The following is an 18,358-nucleotide window of genomic DNA, read 5'->3' on the forward strand; positions in this document are numbered from 1 at the left end:
GGACCTCAACAACCGGGCCATAAAACCAGGCCCGCGACGACAGTGATATCGACGACAAATACATCGACCAGTGAAGCGGAAAAATCAGAAGCGCAGCCGCCCGATCGTTGGATCTGCAATCCCGGAGAACCTACAATGTAGGTGGGCGCCGTATGCCGAGGACCACGGCCCAAAGCAGGGACAGCTCCCTTAGGAATGCGTAAGGCCCCGGGGATAATGGTCCTGACGTGTCGGGCAGCCACAGCTACCGCATATAGTCGGATGTGGGCGCAATTTCCAGAGCGGCCCGGATTTCATCGCAAACGAATTGGGAAAAACCTCGGCGCTTCGGCCCGACTTCAGGAAACATCGGGGTTCCTGAGGCTCTTGGAAAGGCTGTCGGCGAGGCTTTCGATTCGCGCGGCGGCCGTGTTGACAGCCCGGGAAAGCTGTTCCTCGTTCTGGCTCATGTCGTCCAGGGCAGCCACTTGCTGGTTTTGTGCATCGGCCAGTTCCCCTTCCAGCCTGGCAACCTTGCGCTCCAGTTCGGAGACCTGGTCGGTTGCCATGATGCCCGCCATGACCGTGAGCCGCTGGTCACCGATCTCGCCGAACGAGCCCCGAAGGTCCGAGATCCAGTTGTCGAATCGCGCGGCCAGCCCGGTGAGCCGCTCCTCCTCGCCGTCGTCGCATGCCATGCGGAAGGATTTGCCGTTGATGGTGACCGTGATCTGCGCCATGGGAAATCAGCCTCCGTGCGCGTCGAGCACGCTGCGAATGGTTTCCATGGCCGAGACGAGACGCCGGGAAACATCCTTGTTGGCCTCTTCGAGCCGGGACGCACGCGCTTCGCTTTCATCCAGCGTCACGGCGAGCTGGGAGCGGTCCTCGCCCAGTCTTTGCAGATCGTCCTGGAGGGCGTTCAGCGACCGGTCGGCGTCCATTCTGCGCTGAATGGAGGTTTCCAGATGGCCGACCGCCTGATCCAGGCGCCTGACCGCGTCGGTGAGGCTGGTTTTTTCAATGCAGTCGACATCCGCCATAAATTTCATTGTCCCAAGTGTTTTTTTGCGGCGGTCCGCGCATTCCTTTCAAATATCAGACTGGCCTTTCAAACATCCTGCCGGAGAGCCGCCGTTTCAAACTCCGCAACCGCTGCATAAACAAAACACAAACAGAACGAAGCTTCACGGCGCATGTCCAACGACGAAAAAGCAAATCTTTATCAGGCGATCAAGCTTAGGCACCGCAACTTCTTCCAGTCAATGCCGCCTTCGGCAGAATCCTCAACTCTGTAACCCCTCGCCGGATATTTTTCTGCCGATGCGGCCCGTTCACGTCCCCAACCAGCTTTGTTGACTCGTTGACGGTTCCTGATATTTGTCTGGCGCCTGATCGAAACTGACGACAGTTAACTTTTGAGCAACGTACCTCAAATTTGCCTTGCCGGGCGCTCCGCCCTGGCCAAGGGAGGCTTCAAAGCAAGCAACGGGAAGAAGATGACCGATCTTGATAAACACCAGCGCATGGCAAATGCGATCCGCTTCCTTGCCATCGATGCGGTCGAAAAGGCCAAGTCCGGTCATCCCGGACTGCCAATGGGCGCTGCGGATATCGCGACAGTGCTGTTCACCGAGTTCCTGAAATTCGACCCGACCGCCCCGAACTGGGCCGACCGCGACCGGTTCGTCCTGTCCGCCGGTCACGGCTCGATGCTGCTTTACAGCCTGCTGTATCTTCTCGGCTACGAGGACTTCTCGCTCGACGAGATCAAGAACTTCCGCCAGCTCGGTTCGCGCACCGCCGGCCATCCGGAATACGGCCACGGCGCCGGCATCGAGACGACCACCGGTCCGCTCGGCCAGGGGCTCGGCAATGCCGTCGGCATGGCCATTGCCGAACGGCTCCAGTCGGCGCGCTTCAGCGAGAAGCTGGTCGATCACTACACCTATGTGCTGGCCGGCGACGGCTGCCTCATGGAAGGCATCAGCCAGGAAGCCCTGTCCATGGCCGGGCACCTGAAGCTGAACAAGCTGATCGTCATCTGGGACGACAACGGCATTTCCATCGACGGCAAGGTCGAACTCACCGACAGCACCGATCAGCTGGCCCGTTTCGCCGCATCGGGCTGGAACACACTCAGCGTCGACGGCCATGATCCGGTTGCGATTTCCGCCACCATCCGACAGGCCCAGGCAAGCGACCGTCCGACGCTGATCGCCGCCAAGACCACCATCGGCTTCGGTGCCCCGACCAAGTCCGGTACGGCCAAGGTGCACGGCGCCCCGCTCGGCGCCGAGGAAATCTCCGGCACCCGCGCGGCACTCAACTGGCCATACGAACCCTTCGAGGTTCCGAGCGAGATCCTGGACGCCTGGCGCATCGCCGGCCTCAGATCCGCCCACGCCCACAAGGACTGGCAGAAGCGCTTCGCCGAGGCCGACGCGGAAACCCGGGCCGAGTTCGAACGCCGCAACCGCGGTGATCTTCCGGCGGCCTATGCCACGGCCATGATGGACTACAAGAAGAAACTCGCCGAAGAGCAGCCGACCATGGCGACCCGAAAGGCCTCCGAGGCCGTGCTGGGTGTCATCAACGAGGTCGTGCCGGAAACCATCGGTGGTTCCGCGGATCTGACCGGTTCGAACAACACCAAGACCAAACAGACATTGCCGGTCACGCCGGACGACTTCTCCGGCCGTTACATCCATTACGGCATTCGCGAGCACGGCATGGCTGCGGCCATGAACGGCATCGCCCTGCATGGCGGCCTCATTCCCTATTCCGGCGGCTTCCTGATCTTCTCCGACTACTGCCGCCCGTCGATCCGCCTTGCCGCACTGATGGGCCAGCGGGTCATTCATGTGATGACCCATGATTCGATCGGCCTCGGCGAAGACGGCCCGACCCACCAGCCGGTCGAGCATTTCGCCGCCCTCAGGGCGATCCCGAATCTGACCTTCTTCCGTCCCGGCGACATCACCGAGACGCTGGAATGCTGGCAGCTGTCCCTGGAAAACCGCGCCGGCCCGTCAGTCCTGGCCCTTACCCGCCAGAACCTGCCGTCGCTGCGCAAGACCTTCGAGGAAGACAATCTGTGCGCCAGGGGCGCCTATGCGCTCATCGACAGCGACGAGGATGCAGCCGTCACGATCTTCGCTTCGGGCTCCGAGGTCGAGATCGCCGTGAATGCCCACGCGGCTCTCGCCGAGGCGGGTATCGCGGCACGGGTCGTTTCCGTTCCGTCTTTCGAACTGTTCGAGGCCCAGTCCGACGACTACAAGGCAGACGTCATCGGCACCAGCCCGGTCAAGATCGCGGTGGAAGCCGGCATCCGCATGGGCTGGGACCGCTTCATCGGCAACGACGGCGCCTTTGTCGGCATGACCGGCTTTGGTGCAAGCGCTCCCTACAAGGAGCTCTACGAACATTTCGGCATCACCAGCGAAGCCGTCGTGGCGGCTGCGAAGGAAAGGCTCGAAGCTTAATCGAGATCAATACCCGGCAGCATGATTTCCTTTTATGTTGCCGGACCCCGGGCACGGGTGTGCTCTTAAAAACACCACGGCATGTGGTTTTCAGATCGGCGGGAGCCTGCGACGGCACGCCGAAGATTGCGGGAGTGGACTATGGTAACCAAGGTAGCAATCAACGGATTTGGACGCATCGGCCGCAATGTTCTGCGCGCCATCGTCGAATCGGGCCGCACCGACATCGAGGTCGTCGCGATCAACGATCTCGGTCCGGTGGAAACCAACGCGCATCTGCTGCGCTACGACAGCGTTCACGGCCGGTTCCCGGCCACGGTCACGGTGGACGGTGACGCCATCTCCGTCGACGGCGGCAAGCCGATCAAGGTCACCGCGATCCGGGACCCGAAGGACCTGCCCTGGGGCGAGCTCGGCGTCGAAGTCGCGCTGGAATGCACCGGCATCTTCACCGCCAAGGACAAGGCGTCCTTGCACCTGGAAGCCGGCGCCAAGCGCGTCCTTGTTTCCGCCCCCGCAGCCGGTGCCGACAAGACCATCGTCTACGGTGTCAACGACGACGCGCTGACGGCCGGCGACCTGGTCGTCTCCAACGCCTCCTGCACCACCAACTGCCTGGCTCCGGTCGCTTATGTCCTCAATGAGGCCATCGGCATCGAAAAGGGCTTCATGACGACGATCCATTCCTACACCGGCGACCAGCCGACGCTGGACACCATGCACAAGGATCTCTACCGCGCCCGCGCAGCGGCGATGTCGATGATCCCGACCTCGACCGGCGCCGCCAAGGCCGTCGGTCTGGTGCTGCCGGAACTGAACGGCAAGCTGGACGGTGTCGCCATCCGCGTCCCGACCCCGAACGTCTCGGTGGTCGACCTCAACTTCATCGCCAGCCGCGAGACCACCGTTGAGGAAATCAACGCCGCGATCCGGAGCGCGGCCGACGGCAAGCTGAAGGGCATCCTCGGCTACACCGACGACAATCTGGTCTCCATGGACTTCAACCACGACAGCCATTCGTCCGTGTTCCACACCGATCAGACCAAGGTTCTGGACGGCACCTTCGTGCGCATCCTGTCCTGGTACGACAACGAGTGGGGCTTCTCCAACCGCATGGCCGACACCGCCATCGCGATGGCAAAGCTGATCTGATGGGTCGGATGACCGAACATCCCTGTTGACCTCAAGGGCGGTTGCGGCAGAGCTGCATCCGCCCTTTCAATGCGAGCGGGCCGGAGGAAAGCATGACTTCGTTGGCCATGATATTCGGGTTTGTCGTCCTCCTGGGCGTCGGCTTTTATGTCCTCGATCGATACATCGAGCGCAACAAGAACCGGAGCCATCGCCATTGGCAACCGGATGTCGACAAGACCAGGGCCGAGATCATGAAGAACCTCGAAACGCCCCCGGACCGCTGATCAGCCTGCTTCCAGAACATCGGAGACTTCGTGCTCGAGCTTCTCACTGTCATTTCCCTGACCGTTGTCGTCGCGGTCGTGCCGGGGCCGGACTTCGCCGTGGTCCTGCGCAACGCGCTGATCGGCGGCCGACTTGCCGGCATCATGACCGCACTCGGCATCGCCCTGGCGCTTGGCGTGCACGTCACCTACGCCCTGGCCGGCATCGGCCTGATCGTGTCCCAGTCCATTTTCCTGTTCAACGCGCTCAAGCTGATCGGCGCCGCCTATCTGATCTTCCTCGGCGTGACCATGTACCGGACCGCCTCGCGGGAAATGCCTGCTGAAGATGCGCTCACCGGCATGCCGCCGCTGAAGGCGCTACGGTGGGGCTTTTTCACAAATGTGACCAACCCCAAGGCCACCATGTTCGCGCTCTCGGTGTTCCTGCAGGTCACATCCCCGGCAACCCCGCTCTGGACCCAGATCGGCTATGGCGTGATCATGGCGAGCGGCGTGTTCGTGTGGTTCGTGCTGGTGACCCTGTTCTTCACCCTGCCCGCCGTCCGGCTCCGGTTCATGCGCCTCAAGCTCTGGATTGAGCGCTCCTTCGGTGTTCTGCTGACCCTGTTCGGCATCGGCATCGCCGTCTCAACCAATTCGTCCCGTTCCTGACAACAGGTGTTTCCATGGCTTTCAAAACACTCGATGACCTGACTGACATCGCCGGCAAACGCGTTCTGGTGCGTGTCGACCTGAATGTTCCGATGAGCGGCGGCAAGGTGAGCGACACCACGCGCATCGAACGTGTTCTGCCGACCATCACCGAGCTGTCCGGCAAGGGTTCGAAAGTGATCTTGCTCGCCCATTTCGGCCGCCCCAAGGGCGAACGCGTTGCGGACATGTCCCTTGCCCCGGTTGCCTCGGCCGTTGCCGCCCTGCTCGGCAAGCCGGTTGCCTTCGCCGACGATTGCATCGGCCAGCCTGCCGCCGATGCAGTAGCGGCCATGGCCGGCGGCGATGTGCTCCTTCTGGAAAACACCCGCTATCACAAGGGCGAGGAAAACAACGACCCGGACTTCGCAACAGCGCTGGCCGCCAATGGCGACATCTATGTCAACGACGCCTTTTCCGCCGCCCACCGGGCCCACGGCTCCACCGAAGGCATCGCGAAGCTTCTGCCGGCCTATGCCGGCCGGACCATGCAGGCCGAACTCGAAGCCCTCGGCTCGGCCCTCGGCGCACCGGTCCGCCCGGTCCTGGCCGTTGTCGGCGGCGCCAAGGTTTCTTCGAAGATCGATCTTCTGGAGAACCTCGTCACCCGGGTCGACATGCTGGTGATCGGCGGCGGCATGGCCAACACGTTCCTCGCCGCCAAGGGCATCAACGTCGGCAAGTCCCTTTGCGAGCATGACCTTGCGGAGACCGCGAAGACGATCATGGCCGCGGCCGACAAGGCCGGTTGCGAAATCGTGCTGCCCGTCGACGCCGTCGTCGCCCGGGAATTCAAGGCGGGCGCCGCCAACGAGACCGTTTCCCTCGATGCCATTCCGGAAGATGCCATGATCCTGGACGTCGGTGCGGCGTCCATTGACACCGTCAGGACCAAGATCGACGCCGCAAGAACGCTGGTCTGGAACGGCCCGCTCGGCGCCTTTGAAATCGCCCCCTTCGACAAGGCCACCGTCGCCGCGGCGCAGCACGCAGCCGAAAACACGAAGGCCGGCAAACTCAATTCCGTCGCCGGTGGCGGCGATACGGTCGCGGCGCTGAACCACGCCGGGGCAACAGACGACTTTTCCTACGTCTCCACCGCCGGCGGCGCCTTCCTGGAATGGCTGGAAGGCAAGGACCTGCCGGGCGTGAAAGCACTGGAAGCCTGATAGGCGCAGGCGGCAAGCCGGCCGTCTCCTCGGCCGCTTTCCCTCGCCCGGCCGCCTTGCTTTCCACGCCGTGCCGGCCTTGCGCCGGGACCTGTCCCTTCCGGAGCAGGGGCCCCGGTTCAAGGCCGGGGCAGCAGCCTGTCTCTCGGGATATCCGCCTGAATTAATTCGCAGATCGAATTAATCTCTACCTGTGAATTTGACGAAAACCCTTGTATTTAAATTGATTTAGGCGGTCACTACCCTCTTTCCATGTCCGAAAATCTTGCTAGAACCACCGTGGATTGACGCACAGCAACACCGGCCGCGCGATTTTTTGCTAGCTTCCACGGCTACACGAATACGGACACTCGGGAGAGACTTAATGGCACGCATTACCCTTCGCCAGTTGCTTGATCACGCCGCTGAGCACGACTACGGCGTCCCGGCGTTCAACATCAACAACATGGAACAGGCGCTGGCGATCATGGCGGCCGCGGATCAGACCGATGCTCCGGTGATCATCCAGGCCTCGCGCGGTGCCCGCGCCTACGCCAATGACATCATGCTCAAGCACATGATGGATGCGGTCGTCGAAATCTACCCGCACATCCCGGTTTGCGTTCATCTGGACCACGGCAATGCCCCGCAGACCTGCATGACCGCCATCCAGGCCGGCTTCACGTCGGTCATGATGGACGGTTCCCTGGAAGGCGACGGCAAGACCCCGGCCGACTGGGACTACAATGTCGGCGTCACCAAAACGGTCACCGACATGGCCCATCTCGGCGGCATCTCCGTGGAAGGCGAGCTTGGCGTGCTCGGCTCTCTCGAAACTGGCATGGGCGACAAGGAAGACGGCCACGGCGCGGAAGGCAAGCTCAGCCAGGACCAGTTGCTGACCGACCCGGAAGAAGCGGTCAAGTTCGTCAGGGAAACGAAGGTCGATGCCCTGGCGATCGCCATGGGCACCAGCCACGGCGCCTACAAGTTCACCCGCAAGCCGGACGGCGACATTCTGGCCATGCACGTGATCGAGGAAATCCACCGCCGCCTGCCCGAGACCCATCTGGTGATGCACGGGTCGTCCTCCGTGCCGCAGGATCTCCAGGACATCATCAACCGGTATGGCGGGGAAATGCCGCAGACCTGGGGCGTCCCGGTCGAGGAAATCCAGCGCGGCATCAAGAACGGCGTGCGCAAGGTCAATATCGACACGGACAACCGCATGGCCATGACCGGGCAGATCCGGAAGATCCTGAGCGAGAATCCGGGCGAATTCGATCCGCGCAAATATCTCAAGCCGGCCCGCGATGCCATGCAGAAGCTCTGCATCGAGCGTCTGGAGGCCTTCAACACCGCCGGCCAGGCATCCAGGATCAAGAAAATCGTCACCTTGTCCGACATGGCCGCCCGCTACCAGTCGGGCGATCTCGACCCCAGGATCGCCTGATCCCGGCCAGCCAGGGCAGCACCGGGGCGGCGCCGGCGCGTTCCGACTTTCTTCATTTTCTTGAAAGAGGGGCCTTGCGTCCCTCTTTCGCCGTCTTTAGGGACAAGAACCCTTATTTCCGAAGATCAGGACCGCCGCCGTGAATCGCCCCCGCCTCTTTCTCGTGACACCGCCGGAATTCGCTCCGGGCGACTTGGCCGAAAAGCTGAAACTGGCTTTTGCCGGCGGCGATGTCGCCTGTGTGCTGATCTACATGCCCGGCGCGGCGACGAAGGACATTCAGGCCGCCGCGAGCGTGCTGGTGCCGGTCATCCAGGAAGGCGGGGCCGCGGCCATCGTCTATCAGGACACCCAGGCCACCGGCCGATGCAACGCCGATGGCGTTCATGTCGACACCTCGCTGGAAGACCTGAAACTGGCAATCGAGAGCTTCCAGCCCGAGCGGATTGTCGGTTCGGGCGGCACCAAGCTCAAGCACGACGCCATGGAACTTGCGGAAACCGGGGTGGACTACATTTTTTTCGGCAAGCTCGATCTCGCCGAGAAGGAAAACGCGCATGCCAAGACCCTGACCGGAGCCGCCTGGTGGGCCGAGCTGTTCGAGACCCCCTGCGTGGCGATGGCCGGCAACACGCTGGACACCCTGGGCGAGGTCGCGGCGACCGGCGTGGATTTCGTTGCATTGAAAGATGCCGTCTGGCAGTCCGGACCGGAAATTTCTGCTACGATCGCCGAAGCAAACCGTATTCTGGAGACTTACCCGTTCCCCGAGGCCGACTAACTTATGATTAGCCTGCGACAGAACACGCGGACCGCCTTGCGCCTGACCGCCGCGATTGTCGCCACTGTCGCGGCGGGTCCCGTCGTGGCGCAGGAAGCGGATGCCGCCAGTGAGCCTGTTGCCCCTGCTGCGGCAAGCAGTCTCGCCGCCCCCGTGCCGGCGCTGGTTGACGCCACCACTCATGACAAGACGCTCCGCAGCATCGTCGACGCCGGTCCGCCCAGACTGGCGGACGGCGAGGAGGCCGGGTCCGACATCGCCTATGCCGCTTTTCAGCGCGGCTGGTTCCTGACGGCTTTGGGCCTTGCCACGCCCCTGGCGGAAAACGGTGACATGGCGGCGCAGGCCCTGATGGGTGTCCTGCACGAGGCCGGGCTCGGCATCGTTCAGGACAAGACCAAGGCGGCCGACTGGTACGCGCTTGCCGCCGCCAAGGGCGACGCGGGCTCCGCGATGCAGCTCGCACAACTTTACCTGCTGGGCACGGGGATCGAGGCGGACAAGAAAAAGGCCGCCGACTATTTCGAACAGGCCGCCGAAACCGGCAATCCATCCGCGCTCTACAATCTCGCGCTGCTGTACCAGGAAGGCGAAGGCCGGCCGTTTGACGAGAAAAAGGCCCGGGAGCTTCTGGAGGAAGCAGCCGGTCTCAATGATCCGGAAGCCCAATATGCGCTCGGCTTGTCCTATATCGAAGCCCAGACCGGATTGAACGATCCCGGTCAGGGGGCCTTCTGGATGGGCCGCGCGGCCCGGCGCGGGCATACGTCCGCGCAGGTCTATTACGGAATTCTGAGGTTCCAGGGCAAGGGGGTCGATCCGGACGAGGCCGAAGCGTCCGACTGGTTCGAGCGGGCCGCGACGGCGGGCAATCCTGTCGCCATGAACCGGCTGGCGCGGATCTACGCCTATGGGCGCGGCCGGCCGCAGGACTTTGCCGCGGCCGCCGGCTGGCACCTGATCGCCAGAACCCTCGGCGTCTCGGACCACAATCTCGACCGGATCGTGGAGAGCCTCGACGAGACCACCCTGGCCGAGGCGCGCAAGCTCGCCGAGCAATATTCGGCCACCCTGATGGCACCGACAGAGGATCCTGAACGGGAAAGTCCCTAAGTTCGCTGCAGATCACTTCCGGTCGCTGCGACCGGTGGATCCAGACCGTTCCTGACGATCAGCGTTCCTGGAACGGCGGCAGCAGCTTCCCGGCGGCAGCCCTATTTGCGCACTGAATCGCCTTTTTCCTTGAAACTTCCGGACATTTGTGGTGGACAGGCGCGAACAAATTTCCGGCGCTCCGGCCTTTGCAGGCATCCGCGCCGCTTGTGATCCAAACCAATCAAAAGTCGGTCGTTCCATGAAAATCAACGGAAACGAAATCAAACCCGGTAACGTGCTTCAGCATCAGGATACGCTCTGGGCGGTTGTCAAGGTCCAGCATGTCAAGCCGGGCAAGGGCGGTGCCTTCGCGCAGGTCGAGATGAAGAACCTGATTGACGGCCGCAAGCTCAACGAGCGTTTCCGCTCCGAGGACAAGGTCGAGCGCGTCCGCCTGGAACAGAAGGACTTCCAGTACCTCTACACCCAGGACGACATGCTGATCTTCATGGACACGGAAACCTACGAGCAGCTTGAATTGCAGGCGGACTTCGTCGGCGACCGCGCCGCCTTCCTGCAGGACGGCATGATGGTCACCGTGGAAATGCACGAGGACCGGCCGATCGGCATCACCCTGCCGCAATTCGTCACCTTGCAGATCAGCGAAGCCGATGCGGTCGTCAAGGGACAGACCCAGTCCTCGTCCTACAAGCCGGCGCTGATGGAAAACGGCGTGCGCGTCATGGTGCCGCCGTTCATCAAGGCCGACGAGAAAATCATCGTCGACACCGGCACGCTGGAATATGTGCGCCGCGCGGACTGATCCGCGGCACTGAAAAAATCAATTTGGCGCACCCGGACACCTTCGGGACCCGCCCAACAACAAGAGACAATCGATGGCCCGCACGGCAATCCTCAATGTGATGGTACAAGCAGCGATCAAGGCCGGCCGGTCTCTGGTGCGCGATTTCGGCGAAGTGGAAAACCTGCAGGTCTCGCGCAAGGGGCCCGGAGATTTCGTCTCCGCCGCCGACCGCCGCGCCGAGGAAATCGTGAGCGCCGAATTGACGAGGGCGCGGCCGACCTTCGGTCTCGTGATGGAAGAAAGCGGCGAGGTCAAGGGTACCGACGGCCAGCACCGCTGGCATATCGATCCACTCGACGGCACCACCAACTTCCTGCACGGCATTCCGATCTTCTCCACGTCCATTGCGCTTGAACGTTCCGGCGAGATCGTCGCCGGGGTGATCTTCAACCCGGTCATGGACGAGCTTTACACCGCCGAACGCGGCCGGGGCGCCTTTCTCAACGACCGCCGCTTGCGGGTCGCCGGCCGCGCCAACTTGCCTGACATGGTGTTCGCAACCGGCCTGCCCTTCATCGGCCAGGGCGACCATGGCCGCTCCTTGCGCGAATTGCGCTACATCATGCCGGAAGTCGCCGGCATCCGCCGCGCCGGTGCCGCCTCGCTCGACCTTGCCTGGACCGCCTCCGGCCGCTTCGACGGCTACTGGGAGCGCAATCTCAATTCCTGGGACATCGCAGCGGGCCTTCTGATGGTCCGCGAGGCCGGCGGTTATGTCAGCGATCTTCAGGGCAGAGCCAAGATGCTGGAAAGCGGCGACGTCGTCGCCGGCAACGAAGACGCCCACAAGCATCTCCTGCGGCTGCTGAAGAAGGCCGAGGCCCCGGCGGAGGGGTGACGCCGCCCTTCAGGAAGCCGCCGGCGCAGGCGGAAGCACCGAGCGGATTTCCGGGTCCCAGGCGACGATGCGCGCCTGCAAAGGGACTGTCGATTTTAAAAAGGCAGCGACGTCGTCGCCGGCATCGGGGGACCAGCATCCACCTGGGCCGCAAGGTCCGCACTGTGCCCTTCCACATCAAAAATGCAGATACGTCTCCACATGCGCCCGATTGGCGTCAAACTCCTCGGCCGTGCCGCTCCAGACGATCTCGCCCTTTTCGACAACGTAGTACCGGTCAGAGATCCGTGAGAGTTCGTCCAGGTTCTTGTCGATCAGCAGGATGGACAGGCCGCCTGCCTTCAAGCGGGCAAGCATGGACCAGATCTCCTCGCGGATGAGCGGCGCCAGTCCTTCTGTGGCCTCGTCGAGGATCAGAAGGTTCGGGTTGGTCATCAGAGCCCGCCCGATGGCCAGCATCTGTTGCTCGCCGCCCGACAACTGGAAACCGAGATTGCGTCTGCGCTCCGCAAGGCGCGGAAAGGCTTCGAAAACCTTCTCTACCGTCCAGCCGCCCGGTGTGGGACGCGCGGTTGCCAGCAGGTTTTCAACGACGGAGAGCGAGGGAAAGACCAGCCGCCCCTCCGGCACCAGTCCCAGCCCCGCCTGGGCAATCCGATAGGGAGGTTCGCCCGTCAGGTCTTCGCCCTTCACGAGGATCCTGCCTTCGCTGGGCTTTAAAAGACCCATCAGGCATCGCACCGTGGTCGACTTGCCCATGCCGTTGCGGCCCATGAGCGTGGTCACCTGGCCTTCGGTCAGGTCGAGATCCATTCCGAAAAGGACTTCGGCATTGCCGTATCCGGCATGCAGGTTCGTAACGGTCACGAGCGCGCTCATTGTGCCGTGTCTCCGAGATAGGCCGCCCGGGCCGCAGGGTCGTTTCGCACGTGATCCGGGGCCCCCTGTGCCACGACCTTTCCGTCGACCAGCACCGAAACCGTATCCGCCAGCTGAAAGATCGCATCCATGTCATGTTCCACCAGAAGCATCGGAACGCTGCGGCGAAGATCGGCCAGAATGTCGATCAACATGACACTTTCCACCCGCCCCAGGCCGGCCATGGGTTCGTCCAGGAGCAGGAACCTCGGAGCCCCCGCCAGTGCGATGGCCAGCTCCAGAAGCCGCCTTTCGCCGTGCGAAAGATCGGTGGCGGGCACAAATGCCCGCTCTTTCATTCCAAGGCGCTCCAGCATCGCCATGGCTGTTTCGTTCAGGTCCTTTTCCCGCGCGGCCGGGCGGAAAAAGCGGAAACTTGATCCGGACTTCGCCTGGGCCGCCAGCGCCACGTTTTCCAGAACGGAGAACGACGGCAGAACAGAGGTCAGCTGAAATGTGCGACCGAGACCGGCTTGCGCGCGCTGCCATGTCTTCTTGGTCGTGATGTTCTGTCCTGCAAGAATGACATCGCCTGCGTCCGGCTGCAGGACGCCGGAGATCTGGTGGATCAGCGTTGTCTTGCCCGCGCCGTTCGGCCCGATGAGTGCGTGGCACTGACCATCCGGAACAGACAGCGAAATGTTCCGACTCACATGCACCGCGCCGAAGTGCTTGTTCAGATTGCGGATTTCCAGAACATTCATCACGCCTGCTCCCCGTTCACCCGGGTCACGCCTGCCTTTTCGGTTCTGTTCGCCGGAAAAAGCAGGTGGCTCAACCCACCCTTGGCGTGGAGTGCCATGAGCACCAGCAGCGGGCCATAGATCAGCCGCCACTCGTGAAGGAACGAACCAAGGACTTCTTCGACGATGACAAGGAACAACGCACCGAGCAGCGCACCGTTGCGCGTGCCCAGCCCTCCCAGAACCACGATCACAAGGAGGTCGCCCGAGCGCTGCCAGGCCGCCATCGCGGGGCTGACGAACTCCGCATGCTGCATTGTCAGAAGGCCGGAGACGGCGGCGATCATCCCGGCGATGACATATGCGGTCAGGCGGAAGCGGAAGATCGAAAAGCCCATGATCTCCGTGCGGTCGGGATTGTCGCGCGCTGCGCGCAGCACCCGTCCGAACCGGGCATTGCTCAAGCGGTGAACGCCCCACCAGCTGGCCAGCAGCGTCAGCAGGATAATCAGGTAAAGCTGACCGCTGCCTTGGACCACATCGCTGCCAAAAAAGGTTGCCAGGGACCAGAGCGTCAAGCCGTCGTCTCCGCCGTAAGGGGCAAGGGACGTCAGCGTGAAATAGATCATCTGGCCAAAGGCCAGCGTTATCATGAGAAAGTAGACCCCGGTTGTTCTGAGCGCCAGTGCACCGGTGACCAGAGCACAGAGCCCGGAGACCAATAGCGCCAGCAGCAGCAGAACCAGGATGTTCTCGATGCCGCTTTCCAGACCGATGGCCGCCGTATACGCGCCAATCGCGACGAAGGCCGCATGGCCCAGACTGATCATCCCGCCGTGGCCGACCAGCAGATCGAGCGATATTGCGGCGATCGCCAGCAGCATGGCCTTGATCAACAGGCTCAACAGGTAGCTTTGGCCCAACGGCGGCAGGACGAACGGAGCGGCCAGCAACAGCACGAAGACAAGCGCCATCACCAGGAGGCTGCGATCCATCCGCATCAATGAGCTCCCTTCGCCGGCAGCAGACCTTGCGGACGGACAACCAGCACGGCGGCCATCAGGATGTAGATCAGCATCGACGCCAGCGCAGGCCCCACCTGATTGGAGAAGGACGGCGGGAAGACGACCTCCAGCCCCTCGGTCAGGAGTGTGCGCCCGACCGTGTCGAACAGGCCAACCATCAGGGCGCCCAGGAAAGCGCCCCGGATCGATCCGACACCGCCAATGATGATGACCACGAAGGCGATGATCAGGATATTGTCTCCCATGCCCGGCTCGATCGCAAAAATCGGGGCGGCGATCACGCCGGCAAAGCCGGCAAGCATCGCGCCGACGCCGAAGACAATCATGAACAGTCTCTGGATGTTGACACCAAGCGCGGAAACCATCTCCGGCGTTGTTGCGCCGGCACGGATCAGCATTCCCACCCGTGTCCGGGTCACCGTGATGTACAGCAGGACGGCAACGGCGAGGCCGGCCAGGATCGTGACGAAGCGGTACACGGGATAGCGCAATTGCTCTGTCAACTGGACAGACCCGGAGAGAACCTCGGGCGGTTCGATCGACAGCGTTCCAGGCCCGAAGATGACCTTGGCCAGCTCGTTGAGAAAGATGATGATGCCGAAAGTCGCCAGCACCTGATCCAGGTGATCGCGCCCGTAAAGATGCCGGAAAACAAAATACTCCAGCAGCAGCCCGAGCAACAGCGCGGCGACCAGTGACAGGACAACCGCAACGAAAAAGTTGCCTGTCAGTTGCTGAAAGGCAAAGACCAGATAGGCTCCCACCATGTACTGCACGCCATGGGCCAGGTTGATGAACCCCATGACCCCGAAGACAAGCGTCAATCCGGCTGCGATCAGAAACAGGAGCGTTCCGTACTGAAGCCCGTTCAGGCACTGGATCAGAAAGAGGGTCAAGGACACCGCGTCTGCCTTTCCATACATCGAACGCGCCCGCTCCCTGACGGAGCGGGCGCAATCCGGATCCTACATTTTGCACTCGGAATGGAAGCTGTCGGCGTAGTCGGTGACGATGGTCTGCTTGGCCGTGGTCCAGAACTTGCCGTCGTCGCGTTTCGCCACTTCCAGCAGATGGAAATCCTGAACCGGATAATGGTTGTTGCTGAAGGCGAAGGATCCGCGAACGGAGGTGAAGTCCGCGGCCTCGAGGGCTGCCCGCGTTGCGTCCTTGTCGCCCATGTCGCCGCCGGTCTTTTCCAGCGCGCTGGCAATCAGGTTGGCCGTATCAAAGGCCTGGGCGGCATAGGACCCCGGCACATAGCCGTATTTTTCCTCGAAGGCCGAGACAAAGGCAAGATTGGCGTCGTTCTTCATGTCCGGAGCCCAGGCACCGGCCGACAGGAAGCCGACAGCCGCATCCTTTTGGCCCGGCAGCGTGGTCTCGTCGGTTGTGAAGACAGACGTGAACTTGACGCTTTCATCAAGGCCCGCAGCTTCGAACTGCTTGACGAGGCGCACGCCCATGCCACCCGGCATGAAAGTGAAGAGCGCATCTGCGCCCGAGGTGGAGATCTGTGCCAGCTCGGACGAGAAATCCTGATGGCCGAGGGGGGTGAAAATCTCGTCCGCGACCGTGCCCTTGAAGGTCTGCTTGTACCCGGCGATGTTGTCGCGCCCGGCTTGATAGTTGGGCACCATCAGGACGACGTTCTCGAAGCCCTCCTCATTGGCGATCATGCCGCTCACTTCGGCGTTCTGGTTGTTTTGGTAAGAGGTGACAAAGAAATAGGGATTGCAGTTCTTTCCGGCGAAGGTCGACGGCCCTGCATTCGGGCTGATCAGGAAGGTGTCGGATTGGACGATCGGCTTGAAGATCGCCTGCAGCATGTTCGAGAAGACGGTCCCGACGACAAAATCGACCTCGTCACGCTCGACCAGCGACTTTGCCTTGAGCAGCGCCACGTCCGGCTTGAGTTCGTCGTCCTCGACGATCAGGGAAACGGACTGGCCGCCCAGTTTGCCGCCGTTCTGGTCCAGTGCGAGCTGGAAACCGTCCACGATCTGCTGGCCAAGCGCGGCCGGCGGACCGGACAGTGTCACGACCATCCCGATCTTGACATCCTCGGCAAGGGCCGCCGAACACAATGCCGTATTCATCGCCAGCATGGCCGCAAGGCTTGCAATCGTGAATTTCGAGTTTGCTTTCATGATCATTTTTCCTTTTCTGCCCCCCTCCGGGGCTGGTTGAGTGCGGATAGGCAATTGTCGGGACCGGTTTGTTTTTGTTTTCCCCTGGTCCCGGACGGGCGTCCTTATACCATTAAGCGGTCATGCCTCAGGCGTCTTCCTTCGTGGCGAAACCGGCCATCTTCGCGTACCCTTTTACTATCGCCTTGCGGTCTTCATATCCCAAAACGTCGTCCACGTTCTCAAAACGGCGCGGGCTCAGCTTCTCGACCTCGTCGATCACCCGTTCGGGCCCGCCGATCCGGTTGGTGCGCACGACTTCGGCGGTTTTGGGCAGGCGGTCCCGTTCGTACCGATAGAGTGCTTCGCGCGGATGTTCCGCGGCGGCCAGTTCGTCGGCCAGACAGCGTGCATCCAGAATCGCCTGCGCTGCGCCGTTGGAGCCAACCGGATACATCGGGTGCGCCGCGTCTCCCAGCAGCGTGACCCGCCCATGGGTCCAGCGCGGCAAGGGATCGCGGTCGGCCATCGGGTATTCGTAGATCGGCCCGCTGGCGCGTACGAGCGCCTCAAGGTCCATGCCGGGCACGTTGAAACGCCTGGCGTAAGGCAGCACCTTGGCAAGAGACGCCTGTTTCGACCAGCTTTCCGGCGGTGGCGGCGAAACCGAAGCGTCGGCCATGCGCACGTTCACCACCCAGTTCATCAACTGCCGTCCGTCCCTTGCGGGCGCGATCGGATAGAGCACCAGTTTCCCGCTCAGGCCCCCGGCGATGGCCATCGTCTCGCCATCCTCCCAGACCGGCCACTCCGCTGCGCCGCGCCACATCACGACACCGGCCCAGCTCGGCACGCCCTCGTCCGGATAGAACTGGCGACGGCCAACGCTGTGAATGCCATCCGCGCAGATCAGCACTTCACTGCGTATCGTTGTCGAATCGAGCCCGTCAACCGTGTTGGTGAAATGCGCCGTGACACCGGCCTCATCCTGAATGAAGCCGGACAGGCGCAGACCCGTCAGAACGGCATCCGGCCCCATGCGTTCGACCGCTGCATCGAACAACACCTTCTGCAGCCGGCCGCGATGAATGGAGAACTGAGGGTGTTCGTGCCCGGCATGAAGGCCGCGCGGCTCACGCCAGACCTCCTGACCGATGCGGGTCAGATACCTCAGTTCACGGGTCCGCAACCCCACTTCGTCCAACCGCTCCAGCAGGCCGAGTTCGGCAAGTTCGGCGATCGAATGAGGCAGCGTGTTGATGCCGACCCCGACTTCGCGAACCTCCGGAGCCTGTTCCACAACCCTGACCTTGATACCGCGCTTGTGCAGCATCAGGGCCGTGGCCAGCCCGCCGATCCCGGCACCCGCGATCAGCACGGTCATTGCGCCGTCTCGTCTTCGGGCGGCAGAAAGTCGATGGCATGGGCCGCGGAGACGGCCACGATCTCGGCGGGATCTGCCTCGGGCCCCAGATTGTGCAACGCCCAGAACAGGTCATAGAGCTGGGCGGACGGCGTCACCCAGAACAGCGTTTTTATCGTGTTCCCGGATTTGTTGAAGATGCCATGCGGAATACCGCGCGGCAGTTTCACCAGGTCTCCAGGCTCACCTATGGCTTCCTGCCCGTCCAGAAGGAAGTCGAAACGGCCTTCCAGAATATAGAGAAATTCGTCCTGGTCCGGATGGATATGCGGCGGCACGAAGGTTCCCGGAGGCAGGGTCGCATGCCAAGAAAAGCACTCCTCGGTCATCTGCTTGGGCACATAAGTCTGGCCCAGGATGTTCCAGCTGATCTCATCGAGACCGTGACGGGACTTGACGATCCCGGGAGCCATGGCTGTCATTCT

19 protein-coding genes and 1 other RNA gene are annotated in these 18,358 nt (G+C 62.3%); 10 read left to right on the top strand and 10 right to left on the bottom strand.

From position 1 onward, the window contains the following. Positions 1 to 89 precede the first annotated feature (89 nt). The 3 genes from ssrS to WNZ15_RS10945 all read right to left on the bottom strand — a co-directional run bounded on the left by ssrS (position 90) and on the right by WNZ15_RS10945 (position 1,022). Positions 90 to 244, bottom strand: a non-coding RNA gene (ssrS, locus tag WNZ15_RS10935) — 6S RNA. A gap of 94 nt (positions 245 to 338) precedes the next feature. Then, on the bottom strand, positions 339 to 719 hold the full coding sequence (locus WNZ15_RS10940) for a cell division protein ZapA (protein WP_342893005.1): 381 nt from the start codon (positions 717 to 719) through the stop codon (positions 339 to 341). A 6-nt stretch (positions 720 to 725) separates the two neighbouring features. After that, positions 726 to 1,022 (bottom strand): DUF4164 domain-containing protein, encoded by a 297-nt coding sequence (locus tag WNZ15_RS10945; protein ID WP_342893006.1) that lies wholly within the window; start codon positions 1,020 to 1,022, stop codon positions 726 to 728. A gap of 456 nt (positions 1,023 to 1,478) precedes the next feature. Between WNZ15_RS10945 and tkt the strand changes: the two genes are divergently transcribed. From tkt to WNZ15_RS10995, 10 genes are all read left to right on the top strand, one after another. Further along, entirely contained in the window at positions 1,479 to 3,467 is a 1,989-nt protein-coding gene (tkt, locus tag WNZ15_RS10950; RefSeq protein ID WP_342893007.1) for a transketolase, read from the top strand. A 141-nt stretch (positions 3,468 to 3,608) separates the two neighbouring features. After that, entirely contained in the window at positions 3,609 to 4,619 is a 1,011-nt protein-coding gene (gene gap, locus WNZ15_RS10955) for a type I glyceraldehyde-3-phosphate dehydrogenase (protein WP_342893008.1), read from the top strand. Between the two features lie 92 nt (positions 4,620 to 4,711). After that, positions 4,712 to 4,885 carry a hypothetical protein gene (locus WNZ15_RS10960; protein ID WP_342893009.1) on the top strand — a complete coding sequence of 58 codons (174 nt, stop codon included), beginning with the start codon at positions 4,712 to 4,714 and terminating at the stop codon, positions 4,883 to 4,885. Between the two features lie 30 nt (positions 4,886 to 4,915). After that, positions 4,916 to 5,539: a LysE family transporter gene (locus WNZ15_RS10965; RefSeq protein WP_342893010.1), complete on the top strand. Its 624-nt coding sequence runs from the start codon at positions 4,916 to 4,918 to the stop codon at positions 5,537 to 5,539. A gap of 14 nt (positions 5,540 to 5,553) precedes the next feature. Continuing rightward, positions 5,554 to 6,747, top strand: coding sequence for a phosphoglycerate kinase (locus WNZ15_RS10970; RefSeq protein ID WP_342893011.1), 1,194 nt, complete (start codon positions 5,554 to 5,556; stop codon positions 6,745 to 6,747). A gap of 364 nt (positions 6,748 to 7,111) precedes the next feature. After that, on the top strand, positions 7,112 to 8,179 hold the full coding sequence (fba, locus tag WNZ15_RS10975; protein ID WP_342893012.1) for a class II fructose-bisphosphate aldolase: 1,068 nt from the start codon (positions 7,112 to 7,114) through the stop codon (positions 8,177 to 8,179). A gap of 139 nt (positions 8,180 to 8,318) precedes the next feature. Beyond that, a complete protein-coding gene (locus WNZ15_RS10980) occupies positions 8,319 to 8,960 on the top strand; it encodes a thiamine phosphate synthase (RefSeq protein WP_342893013.1) in 642 nt (213 codons plus the stop codon). 3 nt (positions 8,961 to 8,963) lie between these two features. Further along, on the top strand, positions 8,964 to 10,073 hold the full coding sequence (locus tag WNZ15_RS10985; RefSeq protein WP_342893014.1) for a tetratricopeptide repeat protein: 1,110 nt from the start codon (positions 8,964 to 8,966) through the stop codon (positions 10,071 to 10,073). A 241-nt stretch (positions 10,074 to 10,314) separates the two neighbouring features. After that, positions 10,315 to 10,878: an elongation factor P gene (efp, locus tag WNZ15_RS10990; protein WP_342893015.1), complete on the top strand. Its 564-nt coding sequence runs from the start codon at positions 10,315 to 10,317 to the stop codon at positions 10,876 to 10,878. A 73-nt stretch (positions 10,879 to 10,951) separates the two neighbouring features. Further along, on the top strand, positions 10,952 to 11,758 hold the full coding sequence (locus tag WNZ15_RS10995) for an inositol monophosphatase family protein (protein WP_342893016.1): 807 nt from the start codon (positions 10,952 to 10,954) through the stop codon (positions 11,756 to 11,758). Between the two features lie 177 nt (positions 11,759 to 11,935). Here WNZ15_RS10995 and WNZ15_RS11000 read toward each other — a convergent pair whose 3' ends face one another. From WNZ15_RS11000 to WNZ15_RS11030, 7 genes are all read right to left on the bottom strand, one after another. Beyond that, positions 11,936 to 12,637: an ABC transporter ATP-binding protein gene (locus tag WNZ15_RS11000; protein ID WP_342893017.1), complete on the bottom strand. Its 702-nt coding sequence runs from the start codon at positions 12,635 to 12,637 to the stop codon at positions 11,936 to 11,938. Continuing rightward, complete coding sequence (locus WNZ15_RS11005) at positions 12,634 to 13,380, bottom strand: ABC transporter ATP-binding protein (RefSeq protein WP_342893018.1); 747 nt, start codon at positions 13,378 to 13,380, stop codon at positions 12,634 to 12,636. The genes WNZ15_RS11000 and WNZ15_RS11005 overlap by 4 nt, the downstream gene beginning before the upstream one ends. Next, positions 13,380 to 14,354: a branched-chain amino acid ABC transporter permease gene (locus WNZ15_RS11010; protein WP_342893019.1), complete on the bottom strand. Its 975-nt coding sequence runs from the start codon at positions 14,352 to 14,354 to the stop codon at positions 13,380 to 13,382. The genes WNZ15_RS11005 and WNZ15_RS11010 overlap by 1 nt, the downstream gene beginning before the upstream one ends. Before the next feature lie 5 nt (positions 14,355 to 14,359). Continuing rightward, the gene (locus WNZ15_RS11015; RefSeq protein WP_342893020.1) at positions 14,360 to 15,307 is read right to left on the bottom strand and encodes a branched-chain amino acid ABC transporter permease; all 948 of its coding nucleotides are present in this window, start codon (positions 15,305 to 15,307) and stop codon (positions 14,360 to 14,362) included. 42 nt (positions 15,308 to 15,349) lie between these two features. After that, positions 15,350 to 16,531 (bottom strand): ABC transporter substrate-binding protein, encoded by a 1,182-nt coding sequence (locus WNZ15_RS11020; RefSeq protein WP_342893021.1) that lies wholly within the window; start codon positions 16,529 to 16,531, stop codon positions 15,350 to 15,352. Between the two features lie 127 nt (positions 16,532 to 16,658). Next, positions 16,659 to 17,894, bottom strand: coding sequence for a flavin-dependent oxidoreductase (locus WNZ15_RS11025; protein WP_342893022.1), 1,236 nt, complete (start codon positions 17,892 to 17,894; stop codon positions 16,659 to 16,661). Then, positions 17,891 to 18,355 (bottom strand): cupin domain-containing protein, encoded by a 465-nt coding sequence (locus tag WNZ15_RS11030; protein ID WP_342893023.1) that lies wholly within the window; start codon positions 18,353 to 18,355, stop codon positions 17,891 to 17,893. Before WNZ15_RS11030 ends, WNZ15_RS11025 begins: the two co-directional genes overlap by 4 nt. Between the last annotated feature and the right edge of the window lie 3 nt (positions 18,356 to 18,358).

This window comes from Roseibium sp. AS2, assembly GCF_038900065.1.
GTDB lineage: Bacteria > Pseudomonadota > Alphaproteobacteria > Rhizobiales > Stappiaceae > Roseibium.